The organism is Chitinophaga flava, from assembly GCF_003308995.1.
GTDB lineage: Bacteria > Bacteroidota > Bacteroidia > Chitinophagales > Chitinophagaceae > Chitinophaga > Chitinophaga flava.
On sequence record NZ_QFFJ01000002.1, the window covers coordinates 2,402,340 to 2,426,698 of the forward strand.

General features: G+C 46.8%; 16 protein-coding genes. 5 read left to right on the forward strand and 11 right to left on the reverse strand.

Annotation, left to right across the window (positions count from 1 at the left end):
• Position 1: 1 nt before the first annotated feature.
• The gene (locus tag DF182_RS25815) at positions 2 to 3,007 is read right to left on the reverse strand and encodes a sensor histidine kinase (protein ID WP_113618645.1); all 3,006 of its coding nucleotides are present in this window, start codon (positions 3,005 to 3,007) and stop codon (positions 2 to 4) included.
• 664 nt (positions 3,008 to 3,671) lie between these two features.
• Here DF182_RS25815 and DF182_RS25820 point away from each other — a divergent pair.
• Positions 3,672 to 5,165, forward strand: coding sequence for an amidohydrolase family protein (locus DF182_RS25820; protein WP_113618646.1), 1,494 nt, complete (start codon positions 3,672 to 3,674; stop codon positions 5,163 to 5,165).
• 56 nt (positions 5,166 to 5,221) lie between these two features.
• On the opposite strand, the gene DF182_RS25825 is transcribed toward DF182_RS25820, so the two are convergent.
• Complete coding sequence (locus tag DF182_RS25825) at positions 5,222 to 6,391, reverse strand: MFS transporter (protein ID WP_211327211.1); 1,170 nt, start codon at positions 6,389 to 6,391, stop codon at positions 5,222 to 5,224.
• A 9-nt stretch (positions 6,392 to 6,400) separates the two neighbouring features.
• Complete coding sequence (locus tag DF182_RS25830) at positions 6,401 to 7,381, reverse strand: alpha/beta hydrolase (protein ID WP_113618647.1); 981 nt, start codon at positions 7,379 to 7,381, stop codon at positions 6,401 to 6,403.
• A 54-nt stretch (positions 7,382 to 7,435) separates the two neighbouring features.
• On the opposite strand from DF182_RS25830, the gene DF182_RS25835 reads away from it, so the two are divergent.
• Entirely contained in the window at positions 7,436 to 8,320 is an 885-nt protein-coding gene (locus DF182_RS25835) for a LysR family transcriptional regulator (protein ID WP_113618648.1), read from the forward strand.
• A 21-nt stretch (positions 8,321 to 8,341) separates the two neighbouring features.
• Entirely contained in the window at positions 8,342 to 9,907 is a 1,566-nt protein-coding gene (locus tag DF182_RS25840) for a glycoside hydrolase family 43 protein (RefSeq protein WP_113618649.1), read from the forward strand.
• Between the two features lie 61 nt (positions 9,908 to 9,968).
• Here the strand turns inward: DF182_RS25840 and DF182_RS25845 are convergent, their stop codons facing one another.
• Positions 9,969 to 10,673, reverse strand: coding sequence for a hypothetical protein (locus DF182_RS25845; protein WP_113618650.1), 705 nt, complete (start codon positions 10,671 to 10,673; stop codon positions 9,969 to 9,971).
• A gap of 251 nt (positions 10,674 to 10,924) precedes the next feature.
• On the opposite strand from DF182_RS25845, the gene DF182_RS25855 reads away from it, so the two are divergent.
• Both DF182_RS25855 and DF182_RS25860 read left to right on the forward strand, forming a co-directional pair.
• Positions 10,925 to 11,833, forward strand: a complete 909-nt coding sequence (locus DF182_RS25855) for a hypothetical protein (protein WP_113618652.1) — start codon at positions 10,925 to 10,927, stop codon at positions 11,831 to 11,833.
• A 25-nt stretch (positions 11,834 to 11,858) separates the two neighbouring features.
• Positions 11,859 to 12,749, forward strand: coding sequence for a hypothetical protein (locus DF182_RS25860; protein ID WP_113618653.1), 891 nt, complete (start codon positions 11,859 to 11,861; stop codon positions 12,747 to 12,749).
• A 73-nt stretch (positions 12,750 to 12,822) separates the two neighbouring features.
• Here the strand turns inward: DF182_RS25860 and DF182_RS25865 are convergent, their stop codons facing one another.
• The 7 genes from DF182_RS25865 to DF182_RS25895 form a co-directional block, all read right to left on the reverse strand.
• Positions 12,823 to 13,650, reverse strand: coding sequence for a glycoside hydrolase family 16 protein (locus DF182_RS25865; RefSeq protein WP_245957563.1), 828 nt, complete (start codon positions 13,648 to 13,650; stop codon positions 12,823 to 12,825).
• Positions 13,651 to 13,846: 196 nt separating this feature from the next.
• Entirely contained in the window at positions 13,847 to 14,578 is a 732-nt protein-coding gene (locus DF182_RS25870; RefSeq protein WP_113618654.1) for a type 1 glutamine amidotransferase, read from the reverse strand.
• Positions 14,579 to 14,589: 11 nt separating this feature from the next.
• On the reverse strand, positions 14,590 to 15,330 hold the full coding sequence (locus DF182_RS25875; protein WP_113618655.1) for a YggS family pyridoxal phosphate-dependent enzyme: 741 nt from the start codon (positions 15,328 to 15,330) through the stop codon (positions 14,590 to 14,592).
• On the reverse strand, positions 15,327 to 16,049 hold the full coding sequence (locus DF182_RS25880) for an AAA family ATPase (RefSeq protein WP_113618656.1): 723 nt from the start codon (positions 16,047 to 16,049) through the stop codon (positions 15,327 to 15,329). The genes DF182_RS25875 and DF182_RS25880 overlap by 4 nt, the downstream gene beginning before the upstream one ends.
• Before the next feature lie 62 nt (positions 16,050 to 16,111).
• A complete protein-coding gene (locus tag DF182_RS25885; protein WP_113618657.1) occupies positions 16,112 to 16,342 on the reverse strand; it encodes a thioredoxin domain-containing protein in 231 nt (76 codons plus the stop codon).
• Between the two features lie 197 nt (positions 16,343 to 16,539).
• Complete coding sequence (locus DF182_RS25890) at positions 16,540 to 17,478, reverse strand: PorP/SprF family type IX secretion system membrane protein (RefSeq protein WP_161964268.1); 939 nt, start codon at positions 17,476 to 17,478, stop codon at positions 16,540 to 16,542.
• A complete protein-coding gene (locus DF182_RS25895; RefSeq protein WP_161964269.1) occupies positions 17,468 to 24,274 on the reverse strand; it encodes an MBG domain-containing protein in 6,807 nt (2,268 codons plus the stop codon). The genes DF182_RS25890 and DF182_RS25895 overlap by 11 nt, the downstream gene beginning before the upstream one ends.
• Between the last annotated feature and the right edge of the window lie 85 nt (positions 24,275 to 24,359).

Here is a 24,359-nt window from a genome sequence, read left to right on the forward strand (position 1 = left end):
GCTAGTCATTTAATATGGGAAAAGATACGCGGACAATGGTGCCCTTACCGGATAGATTGGATGCTTCTTTATCGATTATTTCCAGCAATATTTTATTCTTTTGGATGGCATTAATGACATCGATCCGGCTTTTGGTGATGCCGGTACCCATGGATATATATCCGGAGAAATTGGCTTTTTGAGCGGTTAACGATGCCCGTATACCGATGCCATCATCATCAATAATACATACCAGGTAGTTGTTTTCCCGGTTGAAACTGATTCTGATATTCCCCGCTCTGTCCACCAGCGGAGTGATACCATGTTTAATGGCATTCTCTACATAGGGTTGAATAATCATAGAGGGGATATTGATAAAGGTAGGATCGATGTCAGGGGTGACCTCTACCACATAGTTCATGCGCTCTCCCAGGCGTACTTTTTCCAGTTCCAGATAAAGCTCCAGTACTTCTACTTCTTCTTCCAGTGTAATGGTGGCAGCAATGCTGTATTGCAGGATATTCCGTATCAGCTTCGAAAATTTGTACAGATATAAGTTGGCATTTGTAATATCTGCCCGTAGGATATGATGCTGTATGGACCCCAGGCAGTTAAAGATAAAATGTGGGTTCATTTGTCCTCTCAGCACTTTCATCTCCAGTTCTGCCATTTCCTTTTTAGCCTGATAGATCTTGTCTTTTTTACGTTGTTGTATCTTGAAATAAACATAAACGGAATACCCGATCAGGGCGCCCGTAAAGAGATAAGTAAAAAATATAAACCAGGATGTTTTCCAGAAGGGAGGGATAACGGTGATGGTGATTCTTTTTACAGGATCGCTTTTATTGCCCCAGCGATCTACGGCCCTTACTTCAAAGGTATGAATGCCGAAGGGCAAGGTGGAAAATTCCAGTACATCGGTAGCGGTACTGGTCCAGTTACTGTCCAGGTTTTTGAACCGGTACTGATAAGTGGTTTGTTTGCCACTCCGGAAAGAAATACCGGATAATTCGATGCGGAGTTTATTTTTTCTATAGTCTATCGCCACCGTATCGCGGGGAACAATTTCATCGTTATCTCTGATAACTGTATTGATATTGATAAGCGGGTTAAGCATGGCACGGGGAGTATCGTTTTTAGACATAAAACAAATTCCCCTGGCGGTGGCGGCCCAGATGTAATTATCGCTGACAGTGGTCTGATTCACATCAGATGAAATAAGTCCGTCGTTTTCTGTGATCCCGGAAATGGAATAGATGGGGGTATTGTGATTCCAGCGATAGATGATGCGGGAGATACCCTGATCAGTGGATACCCAGGCTATATTGCCATCAAAAAATACATCCTTACAAATATCACTCAGTAATCCCTGTTTTTTTCCGATGGTGCTTAGCTGACCGTTTTTCAGTATGTGGAGGCCCTCCGGTGTTGATATCCAGATGGCCGAATCCGGCGCAATATTGATGCGGTTGATAATACCGCTTAGCTGCGGGTATTGTGTGCCCAGGTAGTGAATGGAATCATTGAGCAAGGCGTATACGCCATTCATAGAGCCCCAGTAGTAGTTTTTGCCCAGACCATTGATGCAGGTGGCTTTATGTTTTAACACTGGCCGGGGTTCTCTTTCATGGGGTGTCATAATAAGAATGCCAGCACTGGTGGCAACGGCTATAGTAGTATCGGATATCAGGTGTATTCCTTTAATACTGATACCATGGAAAATGGTTGTACTGGTATTGTCAGCGTTAAGGGAATGAAGCCCGTAATCACTGGCCACCATCAGCTGACGCTGGCCATAGGGCTTGATGTCCATGATCCTGTTATTGAGGTTGCTGCTGTTCCATTGGGTGTATGCCTTGCTTTTTATATCAGGAAGATGTATTTCCAGGATGTTTCCGTTGGCAAAACCTGCCACCATACGGTTTTTATCAATCGTTTTAATGGTTTTTACGTCTTTGGAGGCCAGATCGTTTAGGCCTGACAGATAGTACGCATTCAGATTGGGAAGGTAATAAACCCCGTCATTATGAGTGGTCACCCAATATCCGCCTTCATGGTCTTTTATAATCGATGTACAGTAGGTTTTCGGGAAAAAGGTCTGGACTATCCGGTGGGAGGAGGCGTAGTTGGTTACCCGGATCAGCCCTTTGTCTCTCGAGCAGCACCATAAAATAGAGTCATTCTCGCAGAAAATGGAATTGGTGTTGCGGTAGTTTAACTGAAGAGATTGAATCGGACAGATGACTTTTAACCCTGAGCTGTCTGCTTCATATAAGACCTCCGTGACAAACAGGAGTGAGCCCTTCCTGGTATTATATGTATGCAGAAATTTAATGTTAAAGGGGAAAAAGCCATCGAGATGGAGATAAGGAAAGGTATAACTACGGGTTTTGGTTTTACTTTTTATCGCCAGTTTATAGGTAGAGTCACCTGCCAGTGAGAAGTAAAAATTGACTTTTTTTTCGGTAGACCCTTTTAATAAGGTCGATCGAAGAAAATCATCATCGGGGAAAAAAGTATGATGGGTAAATTTCCATTGATCCGTTTTATTAGACGATACATAATAGCCTTTAACCAGTTGCGTCCCTTCAGAATAACTGCTATGAAGGTAAATGGAGTCCCCGGTAAAGTCTTCCGTAATGGAAAAAACACCTTTACAATGTTTCATACTCCAGATCTTCCCCTCACGGTATAAAGCAGGGATACCAGCTCCGGAGATAAACCACATATTATTATGTTTATCTATGTATAATTTCAGTATTTCATTGTCGGGCAGGCCATCTGCTTTGCTGAAGTTTTTAAATGATTTGCCGTCAAACCGGCTTACCCCCTGGTTGGTGGCAAACCATATAAAGCCGTTTTTATCCTGGAGAGCCTGGTATACAATAGGGCCCGGCAAGCCGTCCTTAACAGTATACTGCGTATAGGATGGGTCCTGACAATGCGCTCTGGCCGCGGTAAGGAATAGTAAGATCAGCGTTAGTCGTATAGTCAGCAAACAAGTATTTAAATGGTGATATAGGCGCATAGATTAGCTAATAATACGGCCCGTCGTGCTACTTTTATGCGATCGGGACACCAGTATTATCGGATAAATATACGAATAAACATATAAATGAATGGACATATGTCGAAAATTGCCATTTTGAATGCAGTTTATCTAGTTTTTGACGCAGATGTAAAATGGAGGTTTTTTCATTGGAAAAGTCCATATATCTTGCTGCCTGTAAGCATTTAACTACTTGACCAATGTATAAAACGACCCATACTCCTGCAGGTGAAAGCCGTTTATTACATATCAGGAAGATTGAATGTTATAGCTAAGCTATTCCTATACCTATACCTAGTAGTGTAGCTAATTATTTAAAGTCATCTAACGGGAGTGCGTTTACCCTTGTAAATACATTGGAAAACACTTCCGGAAGGAAATCACCTGATATTATAAAGTAATCGGGGTGATAAAAATGCGCTGGTCAATGGATAAGGTTGCCGTAACTCCTTCCGCCATTATAAGGTTATTACGCAATTCCATATGTGGATGCAGTCATCCGCCTGTGGAAATAAAAGAGTAATTATTTATCCATTGTATTAGCGCTTACTGGTTAATAAAACAAAGGGCATCTAAGTATGCCCTTTGTTGTTTTTATGTAGTACAAAGAACAGTCTGTCAGCACCGGTAATAATAACCTAATATGGCAAAGATGATCTTTCAATATAACTACGTACGGGCAGGACTGTTAGTCACTGCCTGCCTGCTGGCCATCATGGCTTTTACAGCCGTTCCCCAAAAAAATCCTGTAACCCGGCAGGTCAACGACTATTTTGAGCAGATCCGGCGCAACCCACAGCTACTGACTGCATTTTTTACCGCTATGCCCAAAGGCGGAGATCTTCACCATCATTATTCGGGATCAGTGTATGGAGAAACCTATTGGGAGATACTTTCAGATAATAATGGTTGGATAAATACGACCAGCCTTGAAACAGATACCCCTGGCGCTGTTCACCAGGCCCCATGGAAACGGTTGGCAGAACTGCAGAATGACAGCAGGCTGGACTCCGTTAAACAGGCCTTTTTGAGAAAGGTGTCTATCAAGGATTATGACCCTTCTATAGGTCCACCGGACCAGCACTTTTTCGCCACATTCGGGAAAATGGGTACTGTGGCCTCATTCAGGATGGAAGTGGGATTACGGGAGCTGAAGCAAAGGGCGTTGAAGGAAAATGTTCAATATATTGAAACGATGCTGGGGCAGGTTGACACCGTTGTGAGCCTGCCTGATGGCGCCAACTGGGAAAAATCACTGACTGCGGCTTCGTTGAAGGACAGCCTGGCAGTATTTAATACGCTCAACAAATTACATACGGCGCTGATTTCGGCAGGGGTGGCCACTGCCGCAAAGGGCTATTGTCACCGGCTGGCCGAAATGCATAACAAAGCCCATCCTGATGATAGTTCCTTCATGATACGCTATCAGCTCAGCATCCGGCGGTCGTTGTCCCCCCTTCAGGTATACCGGCGGTTATTGCTGGCTTTTCAGGTAGCCAGCCAGGATACATTGGTGGTGGGCGTTAATCTGGTGACAAGGGAGGATGGGGATGTGTCCATGCGGGATTATAGTCTGCATATGCTGATGTTTGCGGACCTTAGCCGGCGTTATCCCGGAGTGAAGTATGCCTTGCATGCCGGTGAGCTGGCGATGGGCATGGTGAGGCCGGAGCAGTTGCGTTCTCACATTACGGAGGCCGTGATGACAGCCGGAGCTAAACGTATAGGCCACGGCGTTACTATCGCATATGAATCTGATTGGAAAATGGTGCTGCACAGGATGTCGGCTCAGAAGATCCCTGTAGAAATCAACCTGAGCAGCAATGAATTTATTTTAAAAGTCAAAAATGAAGAGCACCCTGTGCTGCTGTATCATTCGCATAAAGTCCCCATCGTTATCGGTACAGATGATGCCGGCGTGCTCCGCACTGATCTCACCCGGCAATATGTGCTGCTGGCCGCCAGATACCCTTCATTACGTTATACAGATATAAAGGAGATGATCAGAAACAGCATCATCTATAGTTTTATACAACCGGCCGCCAGCAAGGAGCAGCAGCTCCGCAAACTGGATACTGCATTGCTGAAATTTGAAGAGCAGGTTCTGGCCTATCGTCAGCATCAACACAACCGATAATAAGCCGCATGAATACAGTGACTCATGCGGCTTTTCAACGATTAAGGCAGAAGATATCAGTCCGGGCATGCTACTGGTTTTCTGCTTTTTTCATAAAAGGTTTGGAGTAATATCAGTACCAAAGCGGCCACACCAAACACACACATGGCCCAGGGCGTACTGCTCACGCCATATCGGCTGATGACCCATCCACCCGCTAATGTACCGGATGATATACCCAGGTTACCAAATGAAATGGAAAGGCTATTGGCAAACTCCGGTGCTTCCCGGGCAAAAGCAATCATATAGGCCTGCCCGGTGAGAAAACAAGGCGTATGCAGGAAGCCCCACAGCGCTATCAGCAGTACCGTGCTAAAAGATAGAGGACCGGAATAATAGATACCTATAGCCGTTAGCGTTAGTCCTCCCAGAAAAACAACCGTTGTTCCGGTAAGGCTTTTACCCATTGTCTTACCTGCAGTAAAATTACCCAACACGCCCATCACGCCAAACAATAACAGCATGCCGCTGATGGTGCCGGCACTCATACCATTTACTTTACCAAGGTAATCGGCGAAATAGGAATAGGTGGTGAACATGGCCGCATTCATCAGGAATACCATCACCGCACTGATGATGAACGCCGGCTTCTGAAGAATCAGCAATTGATTGCCCAGCGGCTTCCTTTCCGCTACAGGCATGGAAGGCAGCATAGTCAGTATACAGGTCAGGGCTGACAGACTAACTATACTCTGTACCACAAACGATGCCTGCCAGTTCCCGAACAGGTCTGCTATATAAGTGGCAAAGGGTACTGTTGTCACGGTGGCAATACCGATTCCTCCCAATACAATGGCCATCATTTTATGCTCGTCTTTTTTATCCGCAGCACCGGTGGCAGCAGCGATAGCGGTAGAGATATAAACCGGCTGCAGAAAAGCAGGCAGCATTCTGGCAACCAGCAACAGCCAGAATGGTGGCGATAGCAGAGAGATGATTCCCGAAATCAGGAAGAGGCCAAGGCTGAGCGCCATTATTTTTTTGCGGTTGAATCCGGACATAAACAGTGTCATAAATGGTCCTGCAAGCGCAATCACCATGGCAAAGGCACTTAGCAGCAACCCGGCTTTATCTATACTGATGGCATAATACTGTGCTACCTGCGGCAGGATACCGATGACACCAAATTCTGTTGTAATAACGCCCAACATTCCCAAACATCCTATGTATGCAATCTTTTTCATCATCACCTAACATTATTGTATTGAAAAATGATCGCTCAGGAAATCCGCTGCCTCTGCTATGGCCTGTTTCGCATCGCTGATGATGCCTCCCATCTGAAAGAAACCATGGATCATTCCGGGATATTCAGTCAATCTTACGGTTACTCCGGCAGATTGCAGTTTTTGTGCATATTGTACAGCTTCATCTCTTAAAGGATCATATTCCGCAGTAATAATCAGGGTAGGCGGAAGTCCTGTAAGATCGCTGGCCAGCAGGGGAGCTGCATCCGGATCATTCCTCTGAGAAGGAGAGGGGGTGTACAGGTCCCAGGCTATTTTGGCGCCATCCAGTGTGAGATTAGGTCCGTCTGCAAACAATTCCCATGATAGCGTGCTCAGTGAAGAATCTGTAACAGGATAGATCAATACCTGACAAGGGATATTTATTCCCAGTGTTTTTACAGCCTGTCTGGTGACGGTAGCTGCAAGCGCGCCACCGGCGCTGTCTCCGGCCAAAGCGATCCGGCCTGGATCTATACCCAGGGCGGTAGCATTTTCAATGACCCATTTTAAAGTCTCGTAACAATCATTTAATCCATGAGGAAACGGAAATTCAGGCGCCAGCCGGTAATCGACGGCAATAAACACGGCGTTTGACAACCGGGCTAAAGTACGTACAGGCCGGTCATGTGTTTCAAGATTCCCTGCATTAAACCATCCACCATGGAAATACACTACGGCCGGAAGCTGCGGCTGATCAGACGGCCTGTAAATACGAACATGGATATCTCCGCTAGCCGATGGTATGTAGACGGTTTCAATGTTAAACAGTGTTTCCGGCTCTCCGGCCATAGGGATAAAACCTTCATAAAACTTCCTGCCTGCCAGCACTGCATCTTCCATTTCCGGCATAGGGATGGATTGAATATATTCCAATGCGGAAACGACTTCGGGCGATAATATCAGTTGATCGTTCATCTGTTTTTTATGCAAAAATGCGATGAAAGGGGTCATAAAATAAAATAGTATGATTTATCATCCTCATAAAATTATTTATACCTTCATGGTATGGTAAATCTGGAATGGTATAGAACATTTAAAGCGGTGTACCAAACAGGATCACTGACAGCGGCATCCAAAGCGCTTTTTATATCGCAGCCGAATGTAAGCCAGCATTTGTCTGCATTGGAGGCGTATATGGGGAAACAGCTTTTTGAACGAAAACCTAAACTGGTCCCCACAGATGATGGCAAACTGTTTTACACGCAACTGGTAGGACCGCTGGAAAAACTGGAACACCTGGAAGTTTCTTTTTCTGCAATGAGCAAAGGACAGCCATTTCCAACTATCCGTTTGGGTACGGTAAAAGAGGTGTTTCATACAGTAGCCCTGTCAAAGCTGGCGGCATTCCCTGCGGATATAGTCACCTCATTCGGACTAACCCAGGACCTGCTTGTTAAGCTGAGTAACGGAGACCTCGATTTTGTAGTAGCCACTCAACGGACAGATAAAAAGGATATTTTTTTTGAACCGATCCTGACAGAATCCTTTGTGATAGCCGGTAATCCGTCGTTGGATACAAAGCAGTTCCGGGCGCTGATAAAAAAGAAAGACCTGCTAAAAGCGGAAGAATGGCTGCAGCAGCAGGATTGGTATGCCTATAGCACCGATCTGGCCATTATACGCAGATTCTGGCTCACTAACTTCAAAAAAAGACCGCCCATCCAACCACGTTTCGTTATTCCGGATATGAATACTATTTTGTTGGCCATTAGCCAGAACGGAGGCCTTACCATTGCCGCTGATTATTTGGTTAATGAAGCCAAAAAAGAAGGCCGGATTGCAGAAATATGGAAAGGAACAATACCAACCACCAACGTCCTCTATCTGGCTTATGATAAGGCTAAAACGACTACCAAAAAGGTAGAACTGATCAAATCGTTATTTTTATAAGTCTGCGTATATAAAGTGAACATGAAAAAATTCCACACTATTATGATGAAGCCGGTTATCTGGCTCTTTTTGCTGTTGAGTACCGGCGTATCTGCCCAAACAGCTGTCTCCACCGGGTCCTGGACACCGGACAATGGAAATGGCACTTTCAAAAATCCGCTGATGTGGGGAGATTGGCCGGACCCCGATATTATCCGTGTAGAGGATAAATTTTATTTTATCTCTACCAGTATGCATTATGTACCTGGTTGTCCTGTTGCTGTTTCCAATGATCTGGTAAACTGGACCATGGCCGGATATGCTTTGGAACGTTATAATGAAGATCCCCGGTATGATCTGAAGGGAGGCAACAAATATCTGAATGGGTCATGGGCCGCTACAATCCGCCACCATAAAGGGTTGTTTTATGCAGGTTTCTGTACGCCGGAAATGAATGGTGAGAAAGGACATTTCTCTATGTGTACGGCGAAGAAGATAGAAGGGCCCTGGACCCGGACTATCTTTCCTGAATATCTTTATGACCCCGGATTGTTTTTTGATGATGATGGGAAAGTATATGTGGTGCATGGTCAGCAGACAATTTATATCACAGAACTAAACAGTGATGCCTTATCGGTAAAAACGCCACAGCGAAAAATTTATGACAACCGCTCTTTCCCTTATCTGGAGGGATCTCACATGTATAAAGTAAATGGTAAATATTATATTCTGGGATCTACCGGCGGTACCCGTGGACGACAGGTATGTTTGCGTGCCGACAGTATTTACGGACCTTATGAATCAAAGGTGGTGATACAGGACGATCATAGTTATCCGGGTAATGGTTTACACCAGGGAGGGATGGTGCAGTTGAAGAATGGAGACTGGTGGTTTATCATTATGCAGGACCGTGGTCCTATAGGACGTGTACCTAACCTGGAGCCGGTTTCCTGGGTAGATGGATGGCCTATGATCGGCGTTAATGGCAAAGGGGTGGATACCTTCCCCAAACCCAAAGTAGACAAGGTTTCCCCGATCCGTGTGCCGGCTTCTGCGGATGAATTTAATTCATCCCGGTTGGGTTTGCAATGGCAATGGAATCATAATCCCGACAATGCCAATTGGTCATTGACAGCGCGGCCTGGCCATCTCCGCCTGAAAGCGGGAATGGCCGCTAACCTCGCCGAAGCCCGTAATACGCTTACGCAGCGGGTAGAAGGTCCTTATTCGGAAGGCAGGGTGGAGCTGGATGCTGCCGGGCTGAAACCCGGTGATGTAGCAGGATTGGGTGTGTTTCAGTTTCCCTATGCTTATGTGGGAGTACGTCAGAAAGATAAGGGAAGAGAACTGGTAATGGTCAACAACGATAGTACGATAGCGGTGGTGGGCCTTCATACCGGTAAGGTGTGGTTAAAAGCGCAGGTATATGAAAAAGACTTTACCGCCACTTTTGCCTACAGTACAGATGGTACTCACTTTATTCCGTTTGGTAATACGCTGAAGATGGGACTGGGCCTGGATTGGACAGCCAATCGGTTTGCCCTGTTTAATTTTAATACCACTTCAGAAAAAGGTGGCTATGCCGACTTTAACTGGTTCCGCCGCTGATATGGATATTTACAGCATGCAGGAGAGAAACCCTTCTGCATGCTGTAACCAGAAGGTAATACTACTTCTTCTGCGATTCCATCATCATTCGGGCAAAATGCGGATTCATTTCTGTAATGCGGCCGGTGTTGAATGAAAGCCCTATAGATCCTGGTGGAGGCACAGCTCCGCCCAGGCCCATACCGGAAACGGAAAAATACAAAGCAGCCTTACCATCTTCCCCTTTGATGGTCCACCATGCACCGGTGACACCACCCTTGTTGAGTTTCAGTTCAGTACCTGTCGGCGTTTCATATCGTAGAAAACGGCTGGCAGGAATCTCCACCTCTTCACTATTTACCTTTACAGGCATGGCTTTGCCTTTGTTACCGAAGAGATATACCACATTTTTTTCTTCCCGGTCTGTATTTCGCTGCAGGGCTTCGTCGGAGGCCAGGTACAGGTCGAGGATCAGTTCGGGTTTGCTGGAATCCGTATCGGTAAAGGACCGGAATATGAATACGTTGGAACCCAGTTTATTGGAACGGTTGCCGGCATGGATCCACAGCTCCCATAGCGACCTGCCACCCATGGCCGATGCCTTTGATGACAGCGTAGCTACATATTCCAATCCGGCCGTGTCGGCGGGATTGTTCCAGTAAATGAATGAGCGGTGTTTTCCTTTGCGCTCGAATGTTTCGGATTTCCTCAGTATATCTATGTTCTGACTATACGCGCGGCTACAGAAGAGGAATAGGCAAACGAATATCAGGTATGGGAGCTTCATACGAAGTATTTCTTCTAAAGTAAATAAAAAAATTGCGGATATGCAATGGCTGATGGCAGAGGAGTGATGGTACAGTCGGATAATTTTTATGCTGCTGATTCTAACGGAAATATCGAACAGATAGTGTGTTTGTTTGTTTTTCTTTATTTGTTAGGTTTGTTAGGCCATCATTCGAAAAGGCTCGCTGTGCCTCAGTTTGGTGTGCTTTTCCTCAGAAACAATATTAACAACGAAGTAAAACCCCACGTAACATGAAACCCTATTATGCAGAAGCCATTGCTGGTACTTTAAAATCCAAACCGATGGGCAGCACCACCTTAGAGGTGAAAATCCAAAACTTTCTGAAAGTGCATGTCATTTTCTTTTATGTATCTGATACAGGGCTGTTGCTGGATGTTCCATCCAATAAAATCGTGCCGTCCGGTACCGGAATATTTCGTGCACCATTTGTTACAGGCTCATACCTGGTAGTGAAGAGTCTGTCAACCGGAGGATTCATAGGCGTATTCGCCCTGGATACCGCCATTAAGGAGTATTACATTATGCCGGCTATGTTAAGTAATCCTCAGGACATCGGGCAAATTCCGGAGCCTACAACAGAATGTATAGTACCTAAAGACTCTCAGCCGGTGGTGGTGGGTTACGGCGTATGGGGGAACCGTTCGTTTATAAGAGAACAGTCGTGGCAGAAAATGGCTGATTCCTATACATTGGCCCCCCGTGAAACCCGTACCGTAGGCAGTACCTTCACCAGTGGTATGACACAAACCAGCTCCACGGAAGAATCTGTCAGCAAGGCTTTGAGTATAGATACCTCTCTCGGATGGGGGCCTATCTCTTCCAATATTTCCATGAGCCTGAATACAACTTCTACCAGCATGCAGAGTTATACCATTAATCAGGAGGAAACCAGCTACGAATCATCTGAAGTGACCAACACCAATGATTTCCCGGTGATGAATGTCAGATGGCAGCTTTGCGATACAGTGACTATTTTCGATCTGGTAAAGTCTGCAGAAGCAGCAGCGTCAGTTATTTCGCGAGTGCCTCCTTCAATCGTTAAATCCTATAACCTTCAAAAACTGGTCAAAGCAGAGGAGCCCCCTGCCTTATCCACTGAAACCTTGAAATGGTGGATGTCTCAGCAGAAAGAAAAATGAATACAATCATCTAATCGTATTAGCCATGATATATATTTTTCATCAGAACATGAAAAATTATGGAGGTAGCGGTGGTAAAGTAGATAGGACGGCCATATTTTACACTGCATTCAGGCGCATCAGAAGTAGCTTTGATGAAATAAAAGTTGCAGGATTCACAGAAATCACCAATAACTCTTCAGCAACTACCGGGTTGAGAAAGTTGGTGGAAGGGCTGTTTGGAAAAATCCGTGCTGGCGGCGGGCTTCATCAGCTTGCTGTGGTAAACTGTGGCAGGACTGCATTAGGCAGAACGGAGTATGTTGGATATGCCGTAAAAAGGAATATCACTATCAGGGGGTTCGGACGAATCTATGTTCAAACCGGCTCAAAAGTGGTGGTGGATGAGGCGCCTGTGACTACGGGTGTTTCTCCGCAGGTAGACGTTAATGGCAGAAAGTTTAAAGACTGGGCAAAGACCATGTCTACAGACGCGCTGGCCGATTATCGTGTGATTGTTTATGCCGCGCTTGAGCTTGGAGATAAAATTGAAGTGATTGGGTTTGTACATAACATGTATACGCTTGACAATAACAGAATGAGTTTTATGCAGATGTTACCAACCATGATGGCGGCTGCCCAGGGAGACGATAACATTTATGTAGGTGGAGATTTTAATGTAAAGGCTAGAGATATTGGCTCCGCCCGCAGAAAAAAGTATTATCATTATTCCAAACCGATGGTCGGCAAACCAAGCGGGAATGATGAAAAGAAGTTTACAGGCGGTGGTACATTGTTAAGCGGACGTTTATATGACTATTGGTTTAGCAATATTGCGAAAAACTCCGCTAGTGCGCCCAAGCCTTATATTGCAACCAATACCTTACGTATGAGAGGTCTTTCAGACCACTGTGGTATCCTGCTTGAATTGCAATGAAATTCATTTGCAAGCGTCATAAAAAAGCGACACCTGTGATCATTCACAGGTGTCGCTTTTTTATGAGTAGATGTTATTGATATATTTTTACCCAGTCAACAATCATCTGCACAGGAAGGTCTGTAGGGTTGACTTTCCCTACCCAGTTGCCACCCAGCTGCTGATCGATCAGAATGTAAAAAGGCTGATCATATGGCCATTGAGACGGGTCCACATCTTTTACTCTCGGATAGGTAAAAGTATCCTGACCATTGAGCTGAAAAACAATCCTGTCGGGATACCAGCTGATGCCAAACGTATTGAACTCAAGCAGGTTCAGTCTGGCCGTGCCAAAATGAGGTGGCTTCCCGGTTTGTTTCAGATTAAGTGTATAGTAGGAGTGAGTAGTCTGATAGATAATACTGTCATGGTTGAGGTGCTCCATGATATCGATTTCTCCATTCCGAGGATAGGTGCCGTATTTGTCCTGTTCTGCCAGCATCCACATGGCAGGCCATGCTCCCCTGGCGCATTCCAGCTTTGCCCGTATTTCAATTCTTCCATACTGGAAAGCGAATTTACCTTTACTCCAGATCCCGCCTGTAATAAAAGGCCGTTTATCCACGGAAGTATCCGGGTTGATGATACCACGGAGATAGAGCAGGCCGTTGTCCAGCCGGTAGCAGTCATCATGGCTGCTCATATGTTTGTTCCAGTCTGATTTTCCCGGTGGGATGCGTGTCCATTTGGTGGTATCCAGCGCCTTGCCATTAAAATCATCCTTCCATACCAGTTTCCATGATTTCTCCTCACGTCCTTCTTTTTGAACGTATAGGTGGTTCCCCGCTCCGGATGGGGTACTGACTTTGCAGGCTGTAAAGGTAGTGGCAGCAAATAGCAATGCCTTCAGCATTTTTTTCATTTGTTCAACTGTTCGGTCTTCTTGAATAAGGGTGAAAAATAGCGCTTTTTTGGCAGGAAGTACCTTTTATCCTGTTGAAGGAAGTTTTACAACGGTTAAAAGAGGGATGTGCTGAAGATGGTACCGCTACCGCAGGGCAGAGAGCGATGATCTGAAACCTGAAACGTATCTGAGGAAGTTGATAAATGGCTACCCGCTACAAATGACTACGTGAACGCATATATTCAGTCGAGAGTGTATCAAGAAACTGAAACAATTTTTCATTCATCTCACTGAAATCATAACTGCGGATTTCGTCGGGTTGCTGAACAAAACGGTGTGTGGTGCTAAGGGCGGGTAGTGCTTCTTCACTGGCAATCAGTGCTTCTATCACTTCCGCATTAAATTCCATATGGCACTGAAATCCATAGACTAAATCAGTGTATTCCACGATTTGTCTGGGGCAGCCCTCACTGGTAGCGATTATTTTGCTGGCAGGAGTGAGGCCGGGCATATCATTATGCCAGTGCCCTACCGGCAGGGAGACGCCGAAATGTTTGAATGCAGGATGTTGCAAACCGGTTTCAGTTAACTGTATCGGATATACGCCAATTTCCTTTTCCGGGCTGTGTTCATATTTTGAACCCAGGGCTTCGCCTGTTAACTGCGCACCCAGGCAAATACCAATCACGGCTTTACCTGCGGTTATACATTTTTTTATCAGATTGATTTCTGCGTATGCATCGAAATGAGCGCATTGGGTGAGGGTAGTATCAGGGCTCTGAGGACCACCCATCACAATGAGCATATCAATGGGATCAATGGCTTCAGGAAGCGGTTGGTTTTCATATACTCTCGAAAAGCTTGCCGTGTGGTTTCTTTTTTGAACCCACTCCAGATAAGCGCCCGGAGCCTCAAATACTTCGTGTATAACAAAATGTATATGCATGTTGGCGATAGTTATTGTACAGTGACGGACTCGTTCCAGTAGTAGCTGTCGGGCGTGGGCCTTTGACCAAAAACGGCCGTACCTACACGGATTATGGTGGCGCCTTCTTCAATGGCTGTTTCCATATCACCGCTCATGCCCATCGAAAGTTCTTTCATGGTTACACGGGGGATGTTGGCAGCAATAATCTGCTGTTGTATGTTTTTAAGTAACTGAAAACACCGGCGCACTTTTTCCGTTTCCGCACTCAGCAATCCGATAGTCATTAAACCTTGTATTTGCAGGGTTTCCAGCCGGGCCACCTTTTGTACCAGGTCCAGGGCTTCATCCGGGCGTACCCCAAATTTGCTTTCCTCTCCGGAAGTATTTACCTGAATCAGCACATCCAGTTTTTTGTTTTCAAAGCATAAACGCTGATGAAGTTTCTCTGCTAAATCCAGGCGGTCAAGGGATTGAAGGCAGGTGACTTCATATTTGAGGAGGTCCTTGATCTTGTTGGTTTGCAGATGGCCGATGAAATGATTTTCGTGAGGGCTGTTTTTCAGCGCTTCGTATTTTTCTTTCAGCTCTTGTATTTTATTCTCCGCAATCAGCGTCTGTCCTGCCTGTAACGCGATCTTAATGCGTTCGGCAGGAATGGTTTTAGTAGCCAGCAATAGTTTTACCTCGCTGGTGCTGCGATGGCTCTTCTGGCAGGCTTGCTGTATTCTATTCCGGATAATATGCAGATTGTCTTCTATGGTTTCACTCATACCGGTGCACTTTGGTTTTTTAGCTCCAGGTCCGCTATCAGTGCAGCTTTTATCTGTGTAAAGGCGTCATCTTTAGCTTCTGCAAATGAAATATCGTAGCGGCGTTTGATTTTCTGCAAACGCTCAGGGAAAGCGGCCAGGATTTTATCGTAATAAACATTCAGTTCAGCAGCGCTGGGCATCTCAAATGATATTCTCAGCTGAAAACGCCTTATCAGTGCCTTGTCTATTATTTCCGCGTGATTGGTGGCGCAAATAAGCAGCGATTGCTGAGGATAATAATCGATCAGTTGAATCAGTGAGTTTACCAGTCGTCTCATTTCTCCTACATCTTTATCATCATCGCCCCGGGCTTTACCTATCTGGTCAAATTCATCGAGAAACAGCACCGCTTTTTCACGCCCTGCTTTATCAAAAACAGCCTTTATATTTTGAGATGTTTCGCCAATACGTGAACATACCACATTGCTGAGGTTGAGTATAAACAGGTTTTTGCCCAATGCATTGGCAATGGCTTTGGCGGTGGTTGTTTTACCGCATCCGGAACTCCCGTGGAGCAATAGTTTGTTGTTGACAGGAAGTCCGTACTGCTGTAGTTCTTCAGCATAGTTGTTTTCCTTGATCAGCTGTATGATCGCGTTGCGGTTATCTTCCTGCAGAAAAACGTCATCCAGTTTGGTTTGCTCTTTGTCTTTAATGATAAGGTCGTAAACAGTCATTGATTGTTTGTGTTATAAAACAACACTCCTGAAGCCGACAGACATTCAGGAGTGTGTATACGTTATTTCAAATCCTCCATGGATGCGCCGAAATTGATATGCAGCACATTACCATTAGATAAAACCAGGGCAGGAACGGATTTTACACCTGCTCTTTCAGCCACTCCGATCTGGGCTTTATCAGTGCCTAAATGTACGACTTCCACCTGGTTTTGAGGAATGAGGTTCAATATATCCTGCTCTGCACTCACGCATACAGGACATCCTGCGTGATAAAATACTGCTTTTGACATTGTAGATTTTTTTAAATGTTTTTGCGCTATCGCAATGTAAAAGTAGGTAGTATCAGGGTCGGTGGCGTGGTCCAGTTTTTAGCTAAAATGATGGTCCAGTTTTATCTCAAAAAGTATTTAACAGGCACATCCATCGTTAAATAAAAAAAGGAAGGGCCAACAGGCTGCCCTTCCTTCATTATGAATAGTTGCTGAGACTATTTAAACAAATGAACAACAAGGTTCAACTCAAAAGTACCATTGGTATAGTTGGCCAGCCCGGAGGTCTGGGAGTTATATACCAGCTGGAACCCCGCTACTGATTTGTAATTGATACCAGCGCCGGCACTGAAACTCCTGGTGGAATGGTACATGGCCATCACGTTGAAGAGGTCTTCGAAGAAAACAAAGTTGGCTCCTGCATCTATGATGTTATCATACCCTTTTATACCGCGGAGGCAAACCTTAGGCTCTATAGAAGTCAGTTGTTCGTCGATATCAAACCGATAGGAGGCCGCTGAATAAAAGAGGGAACGGTTGACACCAAAATCATTGGACTTATCTTTTAACAGGCTGACGAGATTAGGTAATGAAGCCTGCAGGTTTAGTCCTTTACGGGTGAAAGCCATACCAAAATCCGCTTCGAAATAATTGTCACGCCGGTTAAATGCATTGATATTCGGGTCTGTGATATCACCATTGATGGATTTGGTGTCCAGGCGTCTGTTGATGAATGCGCCGGACAGGCCAAAGTGCAACATGCTTAGCTCACTGGCGCTGAGGGGCAGATGATAGGAATAGGTAAAGGCTACTTTGGTGTTGTTCAACAGCCCTGCTTTATCATTGAAGATGTTCATCCCTATTCCGACGCGTTTAAACAGCTTGTAGTCGGCCGTCAGGGCTTTGGCCTGAGGGGCGCCGGGCATATCCGATGATTGCCGCTGGTAGGCGAGATATACGTGCAACCCTGTATCTATGCCGGCCATGGCGGCATTGGCCATGTACTGGTTTAAAAAGTATTGGGCGGCCATCGGCTCATAGAGTTGGGAGGGATTGCCGGCGCTTTGTGCACTGGCGCTGCTGTTGCTGAGCGCAACTGCGCCCAGCAACAGTATATATCTGGCAAACTGCTTCATGATCGGTTCCTTAATTTTCATGAATGATGGTAATAAATCCTTTGAATTGTGGTTTGTTGCTGCCCAGGTCGATGATATAGTAATAAGTACCTTCTGCCAGGCGCTGGCCATTCACGGTGGCGTTCCAGTTGTTGGTATAACCCCGCTGGTGGTATACCATCCGGCCGGTGCGGTCAAATATTTTCACTTCATTCTGCGGGTACATATCGATGTTTCTGACGATCCAGAGATCGTTTTTGCCATCGCCGTTGGGCGTGAGGATATTGGTCGCTTCCAGTTTATAATCTTCTTTTACCGTGATGGTGATTTCTTTGGTAACACTGCAACCGGCTGCGCTGGTAATGGTCACCTGGTAAGTGGTGGTCTGCGCCGGCCTTGCTACCGGTGCTGCAATAGCGGGGTTGTTAAGCCCTGCTGTCGGGTCCCAGGTGTAGGTATCACCACCGGAGGCAGCGAGCACAATACTTTCGCCTTTGCTGATGGTGGTATTGCCATTTGCGTGTACACTACCGTTGGGCATCGGGTTTACTGTAACAGTGCTGCCCGCAGATGTTAACTCGGTATGCGCATAAATGGCTTTTACGGTATAGTTGCCGCTTTGACGCACTAACAGCGAACTGTTGGTGGCGCCAGGTATCAGCACATTGTTACGGTACCATTCGTAGGCAGGGGCGGTGGTAGACTGCAAGGTTACGTTGCTACCTTCGCAGAAGGTGGTGTTGCCGCTGGCAGTAACAACAGGCGGTTTGTAGGCTGTTACATTGATGACCTGTATAACCGCCTGGGCTGCTTCGTAATTGTTATTGCCAGCTTGGGTGGCGGTGATGATGGCGGTGCCGGCATCGCCTACCACAGCGGTGTTGCCATTGATACTGATGACTGCATTGTTATCGCTGGCAAAGCTAACAGGCAAACCGGAGCTGGCCGTTGCAGTGAACGCAAAATCAGGATCGCCCTGGTTTTTGTAGCCGGGAGCAGTAAAGGTTATCTGTTGTGTAGCACGGTTGATGGTGAGCGTACTGCTTACATAAGATATAGAATAGTTTCTGCTGCTGAGGCCTGCAGGGCTGATTACATAAGAACCTGCATTCACAGCTCCTTGTGAGGTACCGCTGTAGCTCAGCTGTCCCTGCAGCATGGAAGCGTTGTCGTTGTTTATCCATCCCGTATAGTCCGCACCGTTACCACCGATATAGGCGTTGCCGTTATAAATGCGGGTATCGTTTTTAGCGGTAACGGTCAGTGCAGCCTTACCGACGTTGAAAGTCTGGGAGGCCTGCGGAGCAGCGTTGTAGTTGCTGTTGCCGGCCTGGTCTGCAACGATGGTTACTGTACCTGCGCCGGTGATGGTTACGGTGTTGCCACTGATAGCGGCAGGCCCGCTGGCTACAGCATAACTTACCGGTAAACCACTGCTGCTGGAGGCACTGATCGTGAAGGAGCCATCACCATAGGTTTTGTTGCTGATAGCGGGGAAGCTGATCATCTGATTGGTGGGCCCTACAGTTAAAGTACCACCTATCAGGGTAAAGGTATAATTGGCGGCGCTAAGGTTGCCTGCAGTGATATCGATAGGATAGGCACCCGCTACACTGCCGGTATTGGCAGTGGTGCTGAGTGCCGGTGCACCGCTTACTACACTGATGTCATCTGCATAAACAAAACCGATGATGGTATAGGTGAGTGCCGGATTATTGATACCGTAGTTCCGTTGTTTGTCATCAGCTTTAACACTGAGAACTGCTGGCGCTACCGAGAAAGTCCTGCTGACAGGGCCGGCCGCATTGTAATTGGCGTCACCACTCTGTGTAGCCGTTACCGTTACAGTACCTGCGCCGGTAATGGTGAGGGTATTGCCACTGATGGTAGCTGGGCCGGAAGTCACAGCAAGACTAACGGGGATACCTGCATTGGAAGTAGCGTTGAGCGTAAACGCTGCGTCACCGTATGTTTTATCGGTTATCGCTGTGAAGCTGATAGCTTGTGCAGCTTTTACTACGGTTAAGATGCCTGCAGTAAAACTGAAGCTGTAGTTGGCTGCACTGAGGCTGCCGGTTGTTACAGTGATGGGGTAGGCGCCCGGGGAGCTGGTGGTATTAGCGCTGGTGCTGATATCCGGAGTACCGCTTATCACGCTGCTGTTTTCACTGTTTACGTAACCTGTTATCACATAGTCGAGCGACGGGTTGGCCAGGTTGTAGGCTTTTGTTTTATTGTTGGCAGTAACGGTCAGTACTGCTTTATTGATGGTAAAGGTTGCAGACACCTGTTGGGCAGGATTATGATTGCCATCACCCGCCTGATTGGCGTTGATGGTCACCGTACCTGCGCCGGTAATCGATACGGTATTACCGCTGATGGTGGCCGGTCCGCTGGCAACGGAATAACTTACCGGTAAACCACTGCTGCTGGAAGCACTGAGAGTGAAAGAACCATCGCCGTAGGTTTTGTCACTGATGACAGGGAAGCTGATCGTCTGATCGGCAGGTACTACGGTTAGGGTGCCACCTGTCAGGGTAAAGATATAGTTGTTGCTGCCCAGGTTGCCGGCGGTGATACTGATAGGATAGGTACCCACTGCACTACCAACGTTGGCGGTGGTGCTGAGTGCCGGTACCCCGCTTATTACGCTGTTATCATCCGCATAAACAAAGCCGGTGAAGGTATAGGTTAAGATCGGATTATTGACGCCATAGTTCCGCTGTTTGTCATCAGCTTTAACACTGAGTGCTGCTGGTGCTATTGCGAAAGTCTTGCTGACAGGGCTGGCTGCATTGTAGTTGGCATCGCCGCTCTGTGTAGCCGTTACCGTTACAGTGCCTGCTCCGGTAATGGTGAGGGTATTGCCACTGATAGTAGCAGGACCGGAAGTCACGGTAAAGCTAACCGGTAAACCTGCATCGGAGGTGGCGTTGAGTGCAAATGCCGCATCTCCGTATGTTTTATCTGTTATGCCCGCGAAGCTGATAGCCTGTGCAGCTTTTACTATGGTTAAGGTACCATCGGTGAAATTGAAACTATAGTTGGCAGCATTGAGGTTGCCGGCTGTTACACTGATCGGATAGGTACCCGGTGTGCTGTTGGTATTGGCGCTGGTGTTGATGTCAGCGGCACCACTTATCACACTGCTGTTTTCACCGTTTACATAACCTGTTATCACGTAGTCCAGCGACGGGTTGGCCAGGTTGTAGGCTTTTGTTTTATTGTTGGCGGTAACAGTTAGTACTGCTTTGTTGATAGTAAAGGTTTGTGTCTCCTGTTGCGCAGGGTTGTAATTACCATCACCCGCCTGATTTGCGTTGATAGTGACAGTGCCTGTGCCGGTGATCGTCACGGTGTTGCCACTGATGGTGGCTGGGCCGCTGGCAACTGAATAGCCGACGGGTAAACTACCGGTACTTGTGGCGTTCAGGGTAAAGCTGCCGTCACCATATGTTTTGCTGCTGATAGCGGGGAAATTGATCGACTGCGTAGCAATCATTATGGACAATGATCCGACATTAGGTACTATTGTATAGTTGGCTGCACTCAGAGAGGCTGCATTGGTGACAGTGATAAGATAGTTGCCTGGTGTGCTGTACAGGCTTGCAGTGGAGCTAAGCGCTGGTATGCCACTCACAACGCTCTGGTCATCTCCATTTACAAAACCGCTGTAACTGTAGGTCAGTGCCGGATTGTTTTGTCCATATGGTCTGGTTTTGTCGTCTGGCTTTATGATCAGCGATGCTTTGCCAACAGAGAAGCTTTTCGGAACCGGAAGAGCCGCATTGTAGTTAATATCACCGCTCTGTGTAGCCGTTACCGTTACTATACCGCTACCTGTGATCGTCAGCATATTACCACTGATAGTGGCGGGTCCGCTGACGCTGTAGCTTACGCTAAGACCTGCGTCACTGGTAGCATTCAGCGTGATAGGTGCTGCGCCATAGGTTTGGTTGCTGATGGTCGGGAAAGTGATAGTCTGGCCTGCCTTGGTAATAGTTAAGGTTGCATTGGCAAAGGTAAACTGGTAGTTGACGGCGCTCAGTGAACCATTTTGTATAGTAATAGGATAAGAGCCGGGGCTGCTGGTGATATCGGCGGTTGTGCTGATAACCGCGCTGCCACTAACCACGCTGTTGTTTTCTCCATTTACAAAGCCAGTGATGTTATAATCTAGTGTGGGATTAGTCTGGTTATAAGCCCTTGTTTTGTTAAGGGCGGTTACTGTAAGTGTAGCTTTGCTGACGGTGAATGTTTGAGTAACGGATGTTGCTGCCAGGTGGTTGGCGTCTCCAGGTTGTGCGGCTGTTACGGTTACATCGCCTGCACCGGTGATGGTGAGTGTGTTACCACTAACGGTAGCGGGGCCGGAAACCACTGTGTACTTAATAGGCAGACCTGCGTCTGAGTTCAGTGGCAGCTGAATAGGTACGCTTCCGTATACTACACCGGATGGCGCATTGAAGGTGATGGTTTGTGGCGCCTGGGTAATAGTTAATGTACCGTAGGCAACAGTGAAACTATAGTTATCGGTACTGGCACCGCTTACATCTATGGTGATAGGATAGGTACCTACCGGGCTGCTTTGTGTGGCCGCTGTAGAACCGGTTACTGTTCCGCGAACAACAGAGACATCCTCATTATAAACAAATCCGGTATAGGTGAGCGGGAATGCTGGATTCGCTGTGCCGTATACTCTGGAAACATTGTTGGCGGTGATGAGGAGCGGTTTTTTAAGGACCGTCAGCGACTGCGTAACGCCGGGACTGGTAGCCAGGTAGCCATTGGTGGCAGCAGCATTGGCGGCAATTTGTGCTGTACCGGCACCGGTGATTTTGATTTTGCCGGACACAATATCTGCAACGCTGATATTGCTGGATGTGTACAGAATAGCACCGTCACCGGAAGTCGTTGCCAGCGGATCGATGTTGTTATCGCCGTAGGTAACAGTAGCGAATGCCAGGAAGGTAACAGTTTGTGCTACTGCCTGGTATTCATAGGCACCAAGGTCGATGGTTTTGTTGTTGATACGGGGTGCTCCGGCCAGGTCTGTAGTACCTGCCTGTACCGTATAGCCGTTGTTGTTAGTTTGCGGATCTCCTTTATTGATAGCAAAATTACTTACCTGCAGACGGAGATCGCCACCGTTCAGGTTGACGAATTGTACGGCTGGCGTACTCTGTGAAGGAGTGTTGTTGGTATAATAGTCATTGTCTATTATACTATAGTTGTAGGTGGTAAAACTACCGGCCGCGAAACCTATTGCCGGGCTGCCGTTACTACTGTTGATAATAGTATTATAGGTGTTCATTGCGGTCTTAACGAGAAAAAGACCGGAACCGGTAGGAGCATTGTTGCCGGCAATGGTGACATTGGTGAGTTTCAGGATACTGTAATTGGCGGTAATAGCGCCTCCGGTGCTGGAGGCAGCATTGCCGGAAAACGCACAGTTTATCAGCTGTACAGTACTATTATTGGCGCTGTTGTTATACATGGCTCCACCGTTCGCACTGGCCTGATTCCCGTTAAAACGTGTATTCCTGATCGTGATATTGCCGTTGCTGGTATAAATGCCTCCCCCATATATATCTATAAAGGCACCAGAAGCATTGCCGCCAGTGATAATTACACCGTCAAGAAGGGTAGATACATCTGTGTTATTGACTTGTAGCACATGGTAGCTATTGTTGCCCCGGATATCAGTAGCGTTGAGTGTGATGCCTCCGGTGAGTATATCGTTATTGTCGATGTCGCCGCTAAGTATAACAGGATTGTTTGGGATATTACGTTGGGAAGGATTTGTTTCGGTACCTGCGAAGCCACCATATACCGCTACATTGGACGGTATTACAAATGAGATACTGCGATCTGTGCCGGCAGTGGGTTTGTAGGTGCCTTTGGCTACCCATATCTGCGTGATATTGCTTGCGGGATCGGCGGCTGCATTGAGCGCATCGCGCAGTTCCTGCAGGGGAGCGCTCCAGCTGCTGCCATCACCGGGAGTGACCGACTGGTTGTTGACATACACTACGCCTGCCGCACTGGGATTGACGATGGTCAGATTACAGGGGGCTGTTTTTTTAAGGTCAAAAGGTACTGGTGATGGTGCTGCCAGGGAGTAGTCTTTATTCCAGTTGGTAGTGTCCTGCAAAAGTGTCCGTAACCTGTTAGGGGTACCTGCGAGGTAACTGCAGTTGTATCTTGCGTTCACTGCGTTGACGCTGGGAAATGCCAGTGTAGCGGTAGTCCCCGGCTGAACGGAACGGGAAGAGGTAAATTCACAGATATCCAGTGATGATTCCCAGGTTTTCCGGTTTACATTGATACCGGCTATAATGGTAGGAGAGCCCAGGTTGCCGGTAAAGGCGAACAGCTCATCGCCGGCGAGTCCCAGGCTGATGTATTTCCTGGAGCCGGCAGGTGCCGCTGCGGTGGCCTGGGTAGCATTTACAGCTGTGATGGTGCCGATGGAGGCGGAGGGGGAAAATTTACAGGAGATGACCACCTGTTGCCCTGCCTTGATAATACTGCCGCCGGAAGACCACATGATCACACCATCTGTTTGTGAACCAGCGTTGGCACCGCAGGAGAGCGACTGAAAACCACTCCCGGTCCAGCCAAGATCGGTAAAATAAATACTGGTGTTGGCAGGACAATCACGTAAAAGCATAAACGAAAAAACATCGTTTTGTACGCTGCCGTTATTGTCATCGTCAAAAATATTGATACCGGTAAATAGTAGGTCGCCAGGGCCTATGCTCTGCGCATTGGCAAATGGGGCCATACCAATAAACAATAGTAGGCATATTACTGTCCTGAGTAAAGTTAACTTCATAGACGGAAGTCTTTGGTATAAGGAATATATCATTATTACATCCTGTATCAGGATGCGGTGTTTATTTGAAAACCCTCTCTGCCCT